Source organism: Kluyvera ascorbata ATCC 33433 (assembly GCF_000735365.1).
GTDB lineage: Bacteria > Pseudomonadota > Gammaproteobacteria > Enterobacterales > Enterobacteriaceae > Kluyvera > Kluyvera ascorbata.
The window spans coordinates 1-14,529 of record NZ_JMPL01000023.1 but is presented as its reverse complement, the minus strand read 5'-3'; the positions used below and the strand labels follow the sequence as shown (position 1 = coordinate 14,529).

At 50.6% G+C, this 14,529-nt stretch carries 15 protein-coding genes and 1 tRNA gene; 6 read left to right on the top strand and 10 right to left on the bottom strand.

The features are described from left to right. Window positions 1-95 precede the first annotated feature (95 nt). The 6 genes from opgB to GKAS_RS08275 form a co-directional block, all read right to left on the bottom strand. Window positions 96-2,390, bottom strand: a complete 2,295-nt coding sequence (gene opgB, locus GKAS_RS08300) for a phosphatidylglycerol--membrane-oligosaccharide glycerophosphotransferase (RefSeq protein WP_035893351.1) — start codon at window positions 2,388-2,390, stop codon at window positions 96-98. A 185-nt stretch (window positions 2,391-2,575) separates the two neighbouring features. Continuing rightward, window positions 2,576-3,067 (bottom strand): YjjA family protein, encoded by a 492-nt coding sequence (locus GKAS_RS08295; protein ID WP_035893349.1) that lies wholly within the window; start codon window positions 3,065-3,067, stop codon window positions 2,576-2,578. A gap of 68 nt (window positions 3,068-3,135) precedes the next feature. After that, window positions 3,136-3,873, bottom strand: a complete 738-nt coding sequence (dnaC, locus tag GKAS_RS08290) for a replicative helicase loader DnaC (RefSeq protein ID WP_035893348.1) — start codon at window positions 3,871-3,873, stop codon at window positions 3,136-3,138. A gap of 2 nt (window positions 3,874-3,875) precedes the next feature. After that, window positions 3,876-4,415: a primosomal protein DnaT gene (dnaT, locus tag GKAS_RS08285; RefSeq protein ID WP_035893347.1), complete on the bottom strand. Its 540-nt coding sequence runs from the start codon at window positions 4,413-4,415 to the stop codon at window positions 3,876-3,878. A gap of 114 nt (window positions 4,416-4,529) precedes the next feature. Then, a complete protein-coding gene (locus GKAS_RS08280; RefSeq protein WP_035893345.1) occupies window positions 4,530-5,003 on the bottom strand; it encodes a threonine/serine exporter in 474 nt (157 codons plus the stop codon). Then, window positions 4,994-5,770, bottom strand: a complete 777-nt coding sequence (locus GKAS_RS08275) for a threonine/serine exporter family protein (protein ID WP_035893344.1) — start codon at window positions 5,768-5,770, stop codon at window positions 4,994-4,996. Before GKAS_RS08275 ends, GKAS_RS08280 begins: the two co-directional genes overlap by 10 nt. A gap of 278 nt (window positions 5,771-6,048) precedes the next feature. Between GKAS_RS08275 and pobA the strand changes: the two genes are divergently transcribed. The 4 genes from pobA to bglJ all read left to right on the top strand — a co-directional run bounded on the left by pobA (window position 6,049) and on the right by bglJ (window position 9,786). Further along, window positions 6,049-7,233 (top strand): 4-hydroxybenzoate 3-monooxygenase, encoded by a 1,185-nt coding sequence (pobA, locus tag GKAS_RS08270; RefSeq protein WP_035893342.1) that lies wholly within the window; start codon window positions 6,049-6,051, stop codon window positions 7,231-7,233. A gap of 3 nt (window positions 7,234-7,236) precedes the next feature. Then, on the top strand, window positions 7,237-8,136 hold the full coding sequence (locus GKAS_RS08265) for a helix-turn-helix domain-containing protein (protein WP_051910736.1): 900 nt from the start codon (window positions 7,237-7,239) through the stop codon (window positions 8,134-8,136). A gap of 286 nt (window positions 8,137-8,422) precedes the next feature. Continuing rightward, window positions 8,423-9,151 (top strand): helix-turn-helix transcriptional regulator, encoded by a 729-nt coding sequence (locus GKAS_RS08260; RefSeq protein WP_035893340.1) that lies wholly within the window; start codon window positions 8,423-8,425, stop codon window positions 9,149-9,151. Continuing rightward, window positions 9,112-9,786: a DNA-binding transcriptional activator BglJ gene (gene bglJ / locus GKAS_RS08255; RefSeq protein WP_072011370.1), complete on the top strand. Its 675-nt coding sequence runs from the start codon at window positions 9,112-9,114 to the stop codon at window positions 9,784-9,786. Before GKAS_RS08260 ends, bglJ begins: the two co-directional genes overlap by 40 nt. Here bglJ and GKAS_RS08250 read toward each other — a convergent pair. Next, window positions 9,783-10,241 carry a YbaK/EbsC family protein gene (locus GKAS_RS08250; RefSeq protein WP_035893338.1) on the bottom strand — a complete coding sequence of 153 codons (459 nt, stop codon included), beginning with the start codon at window positions 10,239-10,241 and terminating at the stop codon, window positions 9,783-9,785. The two genes, bglJ and GKAS_RS08250, sit on opposite strands and share 4 nt — an antisense overlap. A 340-nt stretch (window positions 10,242-10,581) precedes the next feature. Between GKAS_RS08250 and GKAS_RS08245 the strand changes: the two genes are divergently transcribed. Beyond that, the gene (locus GKAS_RS08245) at window positions 10,582-11,925 is read left to right on the top strand and encodes a PTS sugar transporter subunit IIC (protein ID WP_035893337.1); all 1,344 of its coding nucleotides are present in this window, start codon (window positions 10,582-10,584) and stop codon (window positions 11,923-11,925) included. A gap of 36 nt (window positions 11,926-11,961) precedes the next feature. Here the strand turns inward: GKAS_RS08245 and fhuF are convergent, their stop codons facing one another. Beyond that, window positions 11,962-12,750, bottom strand: a complete 789-nt coding sequence (fhuF, locus tag GKAS_RS08240; RefSeq protein WP_035893335.1) for a siderophore-iron reductase FhuF — start codon at window positions 12,748-12,750, stop codon at window positions 11,962-11,964. Window positions 12,751-12,851: 101 nt separating this feature from the next. Continuing rightward, window positions 12,852-13,916, bottom strand: a complete 1,065-nt coding sequence (locus GKAS_RS08235) for a GGDEF domain-containing protein (RefSeq protein ID WP_035893333.1) — start codon at window positions 13,914-13,916, stop codon at window positions 12,852-12,854. A gap of 230 nt (window positions 13,917-14,146) precedes the next feature. Here GKAS_RS08235 and GKAS_RS24805 point away from each other — a divergent pair, with 230 nt between their 5' ends. Continuing rightward, window positions 14,147-14,386: a DUF1435 domain-containing protein gene (locus GKAS_RS24805; protein WP_035893408.1), complete on the top strand. Its 240-nt coding sequence runs from the start codon at window positions 14,147-14,149 to the stop codon at window positions 14,384-14,386. A 38-nt stretch (window positions 14,387-14,424) separates the two neighbouring features. On the opposite strand, the gene GKAS_RS08225 is transcribed toward GKAS_RS24805, so the two are convergent. Next, window positions 14,425-14,510 (bottom strand) — tRNA-Leu (locus GKAS_RS08225). Window positions 14,511-14,529: the final 19 nt, after the last annotated feature.

The following is a 14,529-nucleotide window of genomic DNA, read 5'->3' as shown; positions in this document are numbered from 1 at the left end:
GAATTTATATGGTTATTTGAACTGGTATATAAATGATATAAAGCTTTATATGCTTTCATAAGGGGCGGTATGCCCCCTATGAAAGTGCACTGATTTTACCCTTCGGCGTTAATCACCTTAATCTCGACCATGCCAATCCCCAACTGACGTGGTGAATGGCCGAGGATATTCCCCTCATTGGTTGACTGCGGGTCGGGCGGCACAATCACCAGCGTGTTGGCGTCAGCAGGGTTATCAAAGTGCAGGGTGGTGGTGGTGACGTCGTGGCCCAGCGTCAGCGTTTGCTCGCTGTTACCGACGCGGACCGGGATAGGCTTATCGGCATTTGGACCGAAAGCTTTGGCGGTAATAACCAGGTCGAAACGCTTCGGCAGCGGGTGCTGGTATTCAATCTTCACTTCCTGGCCAAGCTGGGCGTTAGACCAGCGCCCCCATGATTCAGGGCGAGAAATCCCGCTGAAGGTTTTCACCTCTTCCGGTGCGCCCGCGACGTTGAAGATAAAGCTGTCTGCTTTATAGCGAATATCGTTATCGACGGTTTTGAGCGAGTCGACGTTACCTTTGTAGCGCACCATGTCGATCACCGTGTCTTTAAACTCGGTTTTGCCTTTCCACTGCGTTTTATCAACGTGCTGCACTTTCTGCTCGCCGCCAAGCTGACCCTGAGATACGCACCAGTCGGTAGAGAGCGACAGGTTTTGCGACCACAGTTGGCCCATTTTGTAGCAACGGTCGACCCAGACGAAGTTATCGCGCGGGGCGAAATCTGCCAACTGATAGCGCAGCGGTGCGGAATACTCACTTTCCGGCAACGGCTCAACGCGGTTATCCGAAACGCGTAGCAGCAGCGGCAGACGGAAATGGCTGCCGGAGAACGCAATCATGTTTTTCTGGGTATCGATAGAGAAATTTTTGATCTCTTTCGGGAAGTTCCACAGGCGAATAACGTCCGGCTTCCAGGCCAGCACCTTTTCTTTCATATTGAGGAATACTTCCGAGAGCGACTGCCCAGAAAGGCTGCTGCGGCCAAGGCCGATAAAGTTATCGCCGCCGAGCAGATCCAGCACCGTCGCGCCGTTATCCATGGTATTGCGCTTCATTGCCAGCACGTCCTGCTCGTCCGGCTGGTCGCTGCGAATTACAAAGAACAGGTTGCTACGGTCCTGCTTGTTGAGGTAATCCCAGGCGGTATTTTTCATCGCCAGATGGTCAGAAGAGACGACGATAATGGTGTTCTTAAAATACGGCGACGCTTTGATCTTATTGATGAATTCCGCGATGTTTTCCTGGCTACAGGTTACTGCGCTGAACGACTGGTTCGCTTTGCCGCCGATCTCATATTTTTTACGGTTGCAGGTGCGTGAGATAAAGCCGTCCGGGTGGTGGGTATCCACGGTCAGGGTAAACAGAGAGAAGCGCTTGCCTTCACGGGAGAGCGATTCGAATTTCTTCCATGCTTCATCCAGCACGGTGTCATCGTAATAGCCCCAGTCGTTCTTATAGCTCGGGTCGGCGACGGTGGTTTTCAGCTCTTCTGCGCCATACAGATAGTCAAAGCCGTGCGACTTCAGGAACACATCTTTTCCGGCAAAGCGCAGGTTGGCACCCTGCACGAAGTAGTTTTCGTAGCCGGAGTTTTTCAGGATATCGCCAAGGCAGATATTCTGCGGGAAGAAGCTCGACAGCGAGGCGGAGGCGTTGCCTTCGAACGGTGCAAACAGCGGAATGCCACACTGTGAAGCGACCATACCGGCGATGGTGTAGTCGGTTCCGGGCAACTGCATGGTGTGGCTAAAATCGAGGCTCGCATTTTTTAGCGCACCCAGCTCAGGCGTCAGGTTGGGGAAGGCTTCATCGTCGAAGTAGGTTCGCTCCAGGCTTTCGCCGTAGATATAAACCAGATTCAGCTTCGGCTTAGGAATCGTTTTCGATGGCTCTTTGTAGTAGGCCGAGAAGTCAGGGTCGCCGTCGCGTGATTGGGATTTCACCAGTTCGCTAATCTGGCGAAACGCCGGGCTGGCATCCACCGAGCCGACGGCCAGAACCAGCGCTATCAGGCTGTAGCCAAAATGGTGAGGATGATGTCGACGACGGCGAAGCACCCAACCGAGCGCGCTGAAGACAGCGACAAGCCCAACTACAAGGCCAACACCCGGCAGGATATATTTCCCAACGCCAGCGCCCGTCAGGCTGTTTGTTAATGTGTAGAGAACGGCGTCATTAATCCCATCACCGGTGAAATAGTCACTGGCGTACAGGGTGATATTCAGGACCACAAACAGGCCCAGTACCGTTAAGGTAGCGGCAAACCACCATTTATTTCGTCCCGCTTTCCACGCATAGATTGCAATGGAAGCAAGAAAAAGTACGAGGGATAACAACTCTGACACTACACGTCCTCAACTGCGCCAGATGTGCTGGCTGAACAGAAATTAACTTCACAATGTAATTGTGCCGTCATCTGTCTGCAATTCTATCGTAGCGAAAGTGTGCTGTTATTCGGAATTGGTTTAGAAATGAGCGTTTTTTGTGCAGGTAATTTTGCGGCGAGCGGGCGCTCGCCGCAGAGATAATATTAAGAAATGAAGCTAACACCTTGTTTCAGTACAAAATCACAGGCTTTTGCTTTCACTTTTTTGCCCAGTTCGGTGTTGCCCAGGCTATCAAGGTCCAGTTTCTGGCCATCTTTCGCGTTCAGCAGACCCTGAATACCGTCCATATAGCCGGTATCCTGTTTCTGTTCTGCCTGCGTGTTGAGGCCCAGTTTATCCAGTACCTGGTTTTTCACGTTGTCCACGTTGGTCACGGAAGCCAGTTTTTCTTTCGCGCAGTAGCCCATGATCCCGGCGGCATTGTTCATGCTGCTGGAGCTCAGAGACTGGCTACCGCCGTTAAGCAGGCTGGTGAGCGAAGAGAGAGACGTGCCGCCAGTCTGCGACGTGCTGCTACCGCCGGTAAGCTGGGTAGCCGCGCTGCTCAGATCATTTAACGATACGGCGCCCGCAGCGGTTGAAACAAACGCGCTGGCAATAATAACTCGGCAAAGCATCGATTTTACTGATTTCATGGGTGTACTCGTGTGTGCTATTAAAAGTTGGCGTGATGAGTATACGCCTATCATTCGCCGGATTTATCTTAATACTCTTTGCCAGTGACGCGGCTGCGATAACTGTCCCAGTTGAAAATGACCCACAGGCTGTTACCAAGACGCATGCGGTCCATCACACGCTCGCCCAGCATCTTATTCATTTCATCAAGGTTGCTGTTCGTCAGCATGCCGGTCGGGCGTTTAGACGAAGAGCGTCGATCGACAATCTGATTGATGATCACTTTTTCATACCGCGATTCGGTTTGCATGCCGATCTCATCGATCACCAACAGATCGACATTGCTGAGATCGCTTAGCAGCTGCTCTTCGCTGGTTTCCCGATTGCCGAAGGTTTCTTTCATCGCCGACATAATGTCGGCAACGGTGATGATCAGCACCGATTTTCCACGCAGCAGCAGCTCATTACAGATGGCTGCGGCAAGATGGTTTTTTCCGGTTCCCGGTTTGCCAGAGAAGATAAAGCTCGCGATATTACCGTCGAACTCCTCCACGTACTGTCGCGCTTTTGCCAGCGCGTTCATCTGGCCTTCATTTTCAACACGGTAGTTATCAAATGAACAGTTCTGATGCAGCGGACGAATACCAGAGCGGTTAAAAGTGCGCTGCATTTTCATGGCGCGGTTCTCACGCGCCAGCGCTGCGGCGCGGATTTCGCCCTGCTCTTTTTGCCAGGCCAATAGTTCTTCGCCGGTTTTAAATGCCGGTTCGATATGCGCCGGCATCATTTTCTGCAGGCGCTTCATTAATTCACCAACGTCTTTCATGCTCAACCTCTGAAACCCGGTGGAATATGACTGTCAGGCTCGCTGACGGTGTTGATATCACGGCGCGTCTGGCCGTTATTATTGGCTCGGCCCATCTGTACGCTGCGCGCCAGCTTTTGCTGCCATTGTACATGATGGAACACTTTCCCTTCAGCCTGCCAGTAGGCGACGAAAGCGGCCAGCTCTTCCGGCGTAACGGGCTCGCTTAAAGCGATACCCCACAGCGCGGAAAGGCGCAGGAACTCGGCATCGGGCTGCCAGCCTGCGTACATCGCAAATTTCCCCATTGGAACCGCAATCGGGGTTGGCGTCGGCTCTTCAAAAAATTGTGCGTCCAGCGTCACGTCGCTACCCGGTCGGGATAGCTTTTCTTCCAGCGCCAGGAGTTGCGCCAGACGTTCCTGCGTAATGGCATAGAACGCAGGCTGATTATTGGCAAACACGGCGAGCGCGCCGCCCTGTGTTTGCGCAAGAATCGCTGCAGGATCGGCGACGAAAGCGTCAATTCCGATCACGTTAGGCGTTAAAATACGAGAAGACATAACACAATCTCAATACTGAAAAAACAACGGGAAGGGGGCGGGATAACCGCCGTAATACTGCACATAGTAGCACAAGGTACGCGATGGGCGGCACTTCCCGTACCGCCGTTTTCCTTACACCCGCGGACGCTTGCGGTAGAGCCACAGCCCTGGAATGGATAGCCCGATGGAGAGCGCGCCGACGATGGATGATGCCTTAAGGAAGTTGCTCAGCAGCATGATCATCAGATCTTCGGAATAGCCAAAGTGGCTGATTTTTACAGCAGAAATCATCGCGGTATAGGCCGATATCCCCGGGAACATGGGGATGACGGCAGCGACGGTAAAGATTTTCGGATGCGCCAGATACCAGCGTGACCACTGAATGCCGATGCTGCCTACCAGCATCGCCGCCAGGAAGGTGGCCCATTCGATATTAAACCCGGCGGTCATCATGGCAAATCTCGAGGTATGGCCGATAGCCCCAAGTAGCGCACACCAGCGCAGAGCGCGCTGCGGGACGTTAAAGACCATCGCAAACCCGACGGCAGGAATGGCTGACAGCAACGCATCCTGCGCCAGCAAGTAAATAAAATGAATCACACCCATCCGCGAAGCCCCCATAAGGTCATGGCCATCACCACGCCAACGCAGGTGGCGAGCGTGAGTAAGCTCGCAATCGCCCAGCGGGCCAGACCGGTGTTGATGTGGCCTTTGAACATGTCGGCGACGGCGTTAATCAACGGAAAACCCGGCACCAGCAGCAGCACGCTCGCCGCCATGGCAACCGTTGAGGTCTGGTGGAATGCGGGGAGTTGCAGCATAAGCCCCGATACCGTGGTGGCCACAAAGGCGGTCAAGCCAAAGTTAATCTGGGGATGCATCGAACGGTGCGTGAGTAGCTGGCGAATATACATGGCGATGGTGCTGGCGCAGAAGGTGATGAACGCGCCGTCCCAGCCGCCGTTGTTGAGCTTGCAGAAGCAGGCGCAGGAGAGGCCAACCATCAGTACAACCAGCCAGCGCGGGTAGCGCAGCGGCTTAATCTGCGCAAAGCGCTTGCCGACATCTTTATGGTCCAGCAATTTGTGCTCGGCCATAATAACGATGTGCTGCACTTCGGTTACCACGTGCATGTTGATGCCGCGGTCGCTATTTTTGCGCGTAGAGGTCAGACATAGCCCGTCTTTAATCGTCGTCAGCACGATGGCGTTCGACGAGATTGCGCTTTCGACGCTGTCCATACCAAGTGCGCGTCCCAGGCGCGTTGATAGCTCTTCGACCAGGGCGCTTTCCGCCCCATGCTGCAATAAAAAAAGACCGCATTGAATGCATAGCCGCGTAACGATGCGTTGTTCTGACTGATCTACTTCCATAATGGCCCTGGTATCGAGTACGCCTGTGTCATGACCTACTTTTACCCGAAGAGCGCGGGAGGGCTATCCGGTCAGGATCAAGTAATGTGCAAAAATTCAGCGGCACACCGCTTTTGTCTGAGAGTTGATATTGCCCACACTTTCGTAAAACTGTTCAAAAGTGCAATTTTTGAACGGATTATGGCCTTCTTTTTCCGCACTGACTTATCAAAAATGCATTCTGAAACTTTATTGATACACAAAATAAACAAATAATTAACCAGAATGTGAGGTCTCCCATGAACACGCAAGTTGCCATTATCGGTGCTGGGCCTTCAGGGCTGCTGTTAGGTCAACTGTTACATAACGCCGGTATAAAAACCGTTATCCTGGAACGTCAGACGCCTGAATACGTATTGGGTCGCATTCGTGCCGGGATTCTGGAGAACGGTACCGTTGAGCTACTGCGTGAAGCGGGCGTTTCCCGCCGTATGGATACCGAAGGGTTGGTCCATCATGGCGTCGAGTTCCTGTTTGCGGGACAGCGTATTCCGGTACCGCTGAGTGAGCTGACCGGCGGCAAGAGCGTGATGGTTTATGGGCAGACGGAGGTCACGCGCGATTTGATGGAAGCGCGACAGGCCAGCGGAGCGCAGACGATTTATGGCGTTGAGCAGGTGGAATTACATGACCTTAAAAGTGATAAGCCATTTGTCACCTTTGTGAAAAACGGTGAGCTTTGCCGTCTGGATTGTGATTTTGTGGCGGGTTGCGATGGTTTCCACGGTGTTTCTCGTCAAAGCATTCCGCGAGACATCCTGCGTGAATACGAAAGCATCTGGCCGTTTGGCTGGTTGGGGTTGTTATCCGATACCCCACCGGTTAATTCTGAGCTGATTTATGCGCACCACGAACGCGGGTTTGTATTGTGTAGTCAGCGCTCACTAACTAGAAGCCGTTATTATCTGCAGGTGCCGCTAACCGAGAGCGTTGACCAATGGTCTGATGAACGTTTCTGGGAGGAGTTAAAGCGGCGCCTGCCGGAGGAACTGGGGAAAAAGTTAGTGACTGGTCACTCACTTGAGAAAAGCATTGCCCCGCTGCGCAGCTATGTTGTGGAGCCTATGCAGTATGGGCGAATGTTCCTCGTGGGCGACGCGGCGCATATCGTACCGCCAACCGGGGCAAAAGGGCTGAATCTTGCCGTTTCAGATGTCAATTACCTGTGGCGAATTTTGCGCCAGTACTATCAACATGGGCGTACCGATCTGCTCAGCTGCTACTCTCAACTGGCGTTGAACCGGGTATGGAAAGGCGAGCGCTTTAGCTGGTTTATGACGCATTTGCTGCACGATTTTCAGGATAAGAGTGCGTTTGATAGAAAAATGCAGGAAGCCGATCGTCAGTACTACCTGGGTTCGCGAGCCGGCCTGACGACCATTGCCGAAAATTATGTCGGTCTACCTTATGAGCGGGTGGAGTAAAGAATGAAACGAACGGGTGTCGATGCAAAGCTGCCGGATGCAGTGCCGGTTTTTAAGCTTTATGGTGAGCATATTGGCTGGCCGACACCTGATTTGTTGCATTGTGAGTCAATTCTTAAACGTAGCAGTCTTTATGAATGGCATATCCGCGTGCATCAGCATGCTGAGCTGGTGCAACTGCTTTATCTACATAAAGGACAGGCTGAAATTGAGATAGAGGGCGTTCGCCGAGTGGTTAATGAGTCTTCTATCCAGGTTATCCCCGCACTTTGTGTGCACGGTTTTCGTTTTTCGCCGGGAACACAAGGCTACGTACTTTCTCTGGCACTGCCGCTGTTAAACCGCCTGGAGGCACAGTTTGGTCGACAACTGGACATTCTGAGCCGACCTGACTGCGTTCCCGTTAAGCGCTCCAGCCATCATATTCGCTCCGTGTTCTCCACGCTTTTAGATGAATACATTCAGGACCATGATGCACGTGAGATGATGCTCTACTCGCTTTTAAGCGCTCTGCTGGTCTGGCTTAATCGGCAGGGAACGCTGGGCGTAATGGCAGAGGATAAAAGCGAGCGAAAGCGACAGGTGTTACGTCAGTTCAGTCGATTGATTGAGAGCCACTATCGGGAGCACTTATCGTTAGCTGAATATGCGCAAAAGCTGCGTATTTCCACGACGCATTTGAACTGCTTATGTCGCGAGTTTCATGGAGCCAGCGCATTGAGTGTTTTACACCAACGCCTATTGCTTGAAGCAAAACGAAGCCTGCAGTACACCAGCATGACAATCACTCAAGTATCTGATTATTTAGGCTTTACTGATGTTACTTATTTTTCTCGTTTCTTCCGCAAACGAGGTGGGATGACGCCTAAAGAATTTAAGACGAGAATGGTACAGCCGAAATAGGCATATACTCGTGATTATTTAATTTTTCTTATAGGCACGTTAATATTTTCTAAGTTACTTGTTTAGAATTGCAGGATTATACTCATATAGCTAATCATGTTAGTTAGCAAAATATCTCACATCAGTAATATCATGCAGCGGTATGATTCATCGGATCGTTACCATCAGCAGTATGCCGCTATTTACAGGAAATCGAAATGGATTCGTTCATTTCCTATGAATACATCTTTTGTTTTAAATTAAAATATATTCAGGAAATGAATCTTCGAAAGGATACGGAGGTTATATGTTGCCAGAGTACTGCAAGTTTGCGGTGATTATCAGCAAGATACCGGTTATGCAATCCGGGCTGAAAAGCATCATGCAAATGAATTTTCCTGATTACGAACTCAATTTTTGCCTATCACTAGAGCAGTTAACGCTGCTTCAGCTTCGTCGTACCGATGTTGTTATTGTTGATTTCTCCGGAGACATCGGCAATCCGCGTAGTCTCTATGAGCAATATTATACGCTGCTCTCACAATACCGTGATATTCATTGGATATTTATGATCAGCCGGCAACACTACGCGTTGGCCGTTGAGTTCTTAATGCGACCGGAAAGTACGCTGCTTTCTGATTCAGAGTCCGTTGAGCGCGTGATTAAAGCTATTCAGCAGGGCAGTTTGTATGCCGGTGGCGTGAGTGAGTCCCTGCTGATCCTAAGCCAGGACGATGCCGATATCGAAGACGATAGCAACCGATTAGCCATGCTAACGCTTTCTGAGCGAAAGGTTCTGCGTCTACTCGCAAAGGGATGGGGTATTAATCAGATCGCCACTTTGCTGAAAAAGAGTAATAAGACAGTGAGTGCGCAAAAGAATAGTGCGATGCGTCGCCTTTCTTTACGGAGTAACGCAGAAATGTATGCCTGGCTCAACAGCAATCAGGGTATGAAGGAACTCAACCTCTATTCAGCGTATGGGGAACAAATCGAATGGAAAAGCGCGCCGGGAAGCAGTGCATTGCTATCATAGAACCGTGCATTATGACAGCAGTCGGATTACGTCATCTATTAATGTCTTCTCATAGACAGCATATTATTTTCCATTTTTTTCGCACTATTACCGAATTTAAGCAGGCGGCAGAGCAAAACAGGTTTGATGCCGTGATGTGCTGTCTTTCTGGAACCCGTGAGCTTCGTATTGAAGGTTTGCAGGCCATGGGGGATATTGCTCAGAATTATCCGGCAATGAAGCGCTTGATTCTGGCTGATGATAATGAGGAGGCCTCGCTTATTCAGCTCCTGTCGCCAACCTATATGCACGGTATTTTGAGCAAGTCTGATACGTTGAGTGAACTGCAACAACGCATATTGGCAGTACTGATGGAAAAAGAAGAGTCCTCTGACGACATCGAGCTGCACTTTTCCATACGCAGAAATCATGTTCTTAGCCCAACCGAGAATTTGATTCTGCGTTACATGACCTATGGATACTCGTTGATGGACATTTCTCAGCAGCTGGGTCGGAATATCAAAACTATCCGCGCGCATAAATTTAATGCGATGAGTAAGCTGGGGGTGAATTCTGATATTGAGCTACTGAGCGCCGCCGATCTGTTGGTCTCTCTTCACGATATCAACACTGCCGTTACGCCATCGGCTTGCTAAAGACACACATCAACCCATGTTGCTGCGGTAAGGCTGGCCATTCTTTCCGGTGAGATACGTACCGCGCTATGAATGGCACCTGCGGCAGGGAGGACCTCGTCGTATTGTTGCAGGGAAACATCGCAGTAAACATCCAGCGGGTTTTCGAGACCAAATGGGCACACGCCACCGACGGGGTGACCCGTCAGGATAACCACCTCATCACTGCTCAACATGCGTGCTTTTGCGCCAAAGGTCTCTTTGAGTTTCTTGTTGTCCAGGCGGGCATCACCTTTAGCAACGACCAGAATCACACGATCTTTCACCTTCAGAGAAAGCGTTTTGGCAATTTGTCCTGGCTCAACGCGATGAGCAGCAGCGGCAAGCGCAACGGTCGCTGTACTTTGCTCAAGCTCGATGATGTTGATGTCGGGCGCATGCTCGGCAAAGAAATCTCTGACAGACTGCAGGCTCATGGTGCTCTCCTCAAAATTCGGCGAGTCACTCTGTCATAAAGCTACCTTGGTTGTAAATAAACGGACGAAGTTGTGCAAAAATTGTTTGTTTTTTGGATCTCCTTCACAATCAATGCAACCGGTTACTGTAACCGGTTGCTGTTCTTCATCAGGCGATTGATACTGCAGAGGTAACTTCCTTTGTATCTATAATAAGAGCCGTGTATGAACTGTATCTATACGAACATCATCATTGCTGGTCGCAGACCCGTAACTCCTGATGCTTCACAGTATGCCCAGTTGTATTTCGGCAAAATCGTTGTTGCTGTGCTTACGTCTAAAGCCTGTCAGGAGGGCTGCTATGTCTGCTAATCACGCTGCATTTAATCTGATATTTCGCTTTGTAGAAAATTACGTTAGTCCGGTTGCGGGACGCATTTCCTCTCAGCGCCACGTTATGGCGATTCGTGATGGCTTTATTTCTGCGATGCCATTCATGATTGTAGGATCATTTTTGCTGGTTTTCGCCTATCCGCCGTTTTCTCCCGACACCACCTGGGGCTTTGCCCGGGCGTGGTTAGATCTTGCTAAAGAGTTTGAAGGCCGTATTTTGACGCCGTTCGACATGACGATGGGCATTATGTCTATCTATATCTGTGCGGCTATCTCCTATAACCTCGGCAAACACTACGAAAAGAGCAACCAGCTCGATCCGTTCATGTGTTCAATGCTGTCTATCATGGCATTCCTGTTGGTTGCGGCACCAAAAACTAGCGGCCATCTGCCGGTCGACAGCCTGGGCGGAACGGGGATCTTTACTGCGATCCTGGTTGCTGTCTACTGCGTGGAGATGATGCGTTTTCTGAAAGTTCGCAACATCGGGATCCGTCTGCCGGATCAGGTGCCGCCGATGATCAAAAACTCTTTCGATCTCTTGATTCCGGTACTGGTCGTGGTACTGACGCTGTATCCGCTGAGCCTGTTTATCCAGAGCCAGTTCGATATGCTGATTCCACAGGCCATCATGTCCGTATTCAAACCACTGGTTTCTGCTGCGGACTCCTTACCGGCCATTCTGCTGGCTGTACTGATTGGTCACCTGCTGTGGTTTGCAGGGATCCACGGGGCGGCAATTGTCTCTGGTATGCTGCAAATGTTCTGGCTGACCAACCTTGGTCTGAACCAGACTGCGCTGGCACAGGGAGCTCCGCTGCCGCACATCTTCATGGAAGCATTCTGGACCTTCTTTATCGTGGTCGGGGGCTCCGGTGCAACGATGGGGCTGGTGTTCTGCTATCTGCGTAGCCGTTCAGCACACCTGCGTTCAATTGGCCGTCTGAGCGTGGTGCCAAGCCTGTTTAACATTAACGAACCGGTTATTTTTGGTACCCCAATCGTGATGAACCCGGTGTTCTTTATTCCGTTCCTGCTGGCGCCGATGGTCAACGCCATTCTGGCCTGGGCGGCGATGAAGCTGGATCTGATTGGTCGTGTGATTTCCGTTGTACCGTGGACTGCTCCTGCACCGATTGGTGGTGCATGGGCATTAGGCTGGGACTTCCGTGCAGCGATTCTGGTTGTGCTGTTGGCCTGCGTTTCCGCGGTTATCTACTATCCGTTCTTCAAAGTGTATGAAAAACAGTTGTTAGAACAGGAGAATGAAGAAGCACAGCGTGCGGCTGAAGAGAGCGAGCAGGCTGCTTAAGACAGTAAATAAATAACGGGGCGAAAGCCCCGTTATTTATTTCAGCGTGCAGTCACCGCACTGTTGAACGTCCGGGAGGCGGTAACGCTGACAGCAGGTACGACGTACCAGAAGCCCGTCACGTAATACGACGGTGCGCCATAAAGGGTTGTCCTGACCATCACCCAACGTTTTGGCGAAGAAGCAGCGTTGGCGTAGCTCGTTAACCTGCTCTTCACCCAACAACGTTTTCATTTCACCGAGATACCAGTTAATCAGATACCCGGTATTGCTCCAGATGAGCTTGCCGTTGATGTCCCCCGTGGCTTCCAGCGCCTGGACCACCGGCATTAATGCCTGAATGACCAGGTCATCCATGCGGTCGATGGCGGGCTTCTGGCTGATGCGCAGGTCGGGTTCAACGTCAATCCAGAAGCAGGCTGCACGGCCCGTTTCGTGAAACTCAACGTGGAAGTTATCAGAGCTAAGCGACAGGGCTGATTTTTCCGTCAGCAGCGCGAGCATTAAAGGGGGGACCAGCAGGCCGATATACCACTGCGCCCAGAGGGAAATCAGCGGTTTATTTTCTCGTGGCTGAGTGGGCTGATTTCGATAAATATGGTCGGAATACACCGCCAGCAACGAACTTAACTCCGTTGGCTTAGCCCATTCATTGAGCGTTTTGGCGCAATCAGGCGCCGTTTCATCCAGGCGGAACAGTTCCAGCAAATGCGGGCGCAGTTCAGTTATCTTGGCACGCACCGACTCAGCGAACGTGCTTTCCTTTGCAGGAAGCGGTGTGCGCCAGATAAGGTCATCAGCAATCGGTGCGGAGCGATAGGCCATAGATAAGCTAGTTATAAATCTAAATGATAATGATTAGCAATCCTAGCTATAGATAAAAGTTAGCGCAAGAAGTTTGTCTCTTGCGCTGGCTTTTTGTGAACTTAAACGGCAGGAGCCTGCTCGTAGGTCAGGATGTTGTTGCGGCCCATGTTCTTCGCCTCATACAGCGCTTTATCCGCTCTCTGCATGGCCAGTTCGATATTGCTATCTTCCAGTGGCGCGACCCCTATGCTGATGGTGACGTGTGTGGCGACGCTTGCGTTAAACATATGTGGAATACGGAGGTCGTACACCTGCTGACGAATGCGCTCAGCGGTTTGCATGGCGGTATCAACATCACAATGCGGTAGAACCACCATAAACTCTTCACCACCAAAGCGCGTCACAATATCCCTTGAGCGAACGGCGTTACGAATAGCCGCTGAAACGCGCATCAGAGCCTGGTCACCCATCATATGGCCGTAGTGATCGTTATAGGCCTTGAAATGGTCGATATCCAGCAGCAGGACGGAGTGCCGTGCCTCCCCGATAGACATCAGCGAGTCCAGGCGGAACTGAAACCCACGACGGTTATAGAGCCCAGTAAGCGGGTCGAGCATGCTCAGACCATTCAGGGTCTCCCGCTCTTCCAGCAGTTTATACATCAATCCTTGAGCAAACTTATCGTTTCGTCGCTGAATGACGTGCTGAATAGCAATACCTATTAATGGTAGCGCCATACAGTAAGCCATCCTCCACCACTCATTTGTTGGGCTTGTTATCAGGCAAACAATAAATGTTGGCAACGAATGTAGGGTGAAAGCAACGATATTATTTGAAAACGCAATTGTTCCGACAAATATCACGCTAAATAGCGCAATCATTTGAAAATTGTCATTTGGTAAAGCGAGTACCAAAGTTTTACTTAAAATATGCCAGCCCCACAGGCAGCCGAATACAGCCGAAATTATTGGTAGATTCGGCCGGATACTGGCATATCGCCAATTCCACACTAGCAGCACGCAGCTGCCCACCGCTATCAGCATTGCGGGTAGAGGAAAAATATTAACGTCATAAATCGGGCTGAAGACAGAGAGCGTCGACGAGACCAGATTCAAAAACAAAAATAGCCGGAACGTTAGCTGATATTTTTGCGCACGCAGGGTGCGCCAGGATTGTACAGTCATTGTTGAATGTTGTAGTCAGCCTTTAATATATAAGTAAGTGCATCAAAAACAAGAATAAAGCATGAGTAAAAGCGCGCAAATTCTTTATATTAGACATGATATTTTTGTACACGTTATCACCATACAATATACATGTCATTAATGATTATGAAACCTTAGCTTATAAGCAGACAAATAACAAAAAATGTCATATGATATTGGTAATCATTATCATTTATGTGGGCGCAATCATGTTGCAAAGAACGCTAGGCAGTGGCTGGGGAGGACTGATTTCTGGGGGAGCTATCGCCATTCTCAGTACGATGGGGCTATCCGTCGATGTATGGCGTGGGATGATCGTGTGTGGGCTGCTGCTGAGCGGAGCGATGATCTGGCATCGTCGTTTGCGACATTTTGTACTACTGCCATCATGCATTGCATTTGTTGGCGGTCTTGTATTGATTACGATGAATTTAAAGCTAATGGGATGAATGCAGGAAAGGGAAAATCAGAGAGGGAACGAGGAGTCTGGTGCGAGGGGGGGGACTCGAACCCCCACATCCTAAGGACACTAACACCTGAAGCTAGCGCGTCTACCAATTCCGCCACCTTCGCACAGATTATCTCGTTTCTT

Bases quoted from the DNA above. Each gene is read 5' to 3' on its own strand.
- fhuF (WP_035893335.1), bottom strand. From the start codon at position 12,750: ATGGCCTATCGCTCCGCACCGATTGCTGATGACCTTATCTGGCGCACA.
- pobA (WP_035893342.1), top strand. From the start codon at position 6,049: ATGAACACGCAAGTTGCCATTATCGGTGCTGGGCCTTCAGGGCTGCTG.
- GKAS_RS08235 (WP_035893333.1), bottom strand. From the start codon at position 13,916: ATGACTGTACAATCCTGGCGCACCCTGCGTGCGCAAAAATATCAGCTA.
- GKAS_RS08250 (WP_035893338.1), bottom strand. From the start codon at position 10,241: ATGAGCCTGCAGTCTGTCAGAGATTTCTTTGCCGAGCATGCGCCCGAC.
- dnaT (WP_035893347.1), bottom strand. From the start codon at position 4,415: ATGTCTTCTCGTATTTTAACGCCTAACGTGATCGGAATTGACGCTTTC.
- GKAS_RS24805 (WP_035893408.1), top strand. From the start codon at position 14,147: ATGTTGCAAAGAACGCTAGGCAGTGGCTGGGGAGGACTGATTTCTGGG.
- GKAS_RS08260 (WP_035893340.1), top strand. From the start codon at position 8,423: ATGTTGCCAGAGTACTGCAAGTTTGCGGTGATTATCAGCAAGATACCG.
- GKAS_RS08245 (WP_035893337.1), top strand. From the start codon at position 10,582: ATGTCTGCTAATCACGCTGCATTTAATCTGATATTTCGCTTTGTAGAA.
- bglJ (WP_072011370.1), top strand. From the start codon at position 9,112: ATGGAAAAGCGCGCCGGGAAGCAGTGCATTGCTATCATAGAACCGTGC.
- GKAS_RS08280 (WP_035893345.1), bottom strand. From the start codon at position 5,003: ATGGGTGTGATTCATTTTATTTACTTGCTGGCGCAGGATGCGTTGCTG.
- GKAS_RS08295 (WP_035893349.1), bottom strand. From the start codon at position 3,067: ATGAAATCAGTAAAATCGATGCTTTGCCGAGTTATTATTGCCAGCGCG.
- GKAS_RS08265 (WP_051910736.1), top strand. From the start codon at position 7,237: ATGAAACGAACGGGTGTCGATGCAAAGCTGCCGGATGCAGTGCCGGTT.
- dnaC (WP_035893348.1), bottom strand. From the start codon at position 3,873: ATGAAAGACGTTGGTGAATTAATGAAGCGCCTGCAGAAAATGATGCCG.
- GKAS_RS08275 (WP_035893344.1), bottom strand. From the start codon at position 5,770: ATGGAAGTAGATCAGTCAGAACAACGCATCGTTACGCGGCTATGCATT.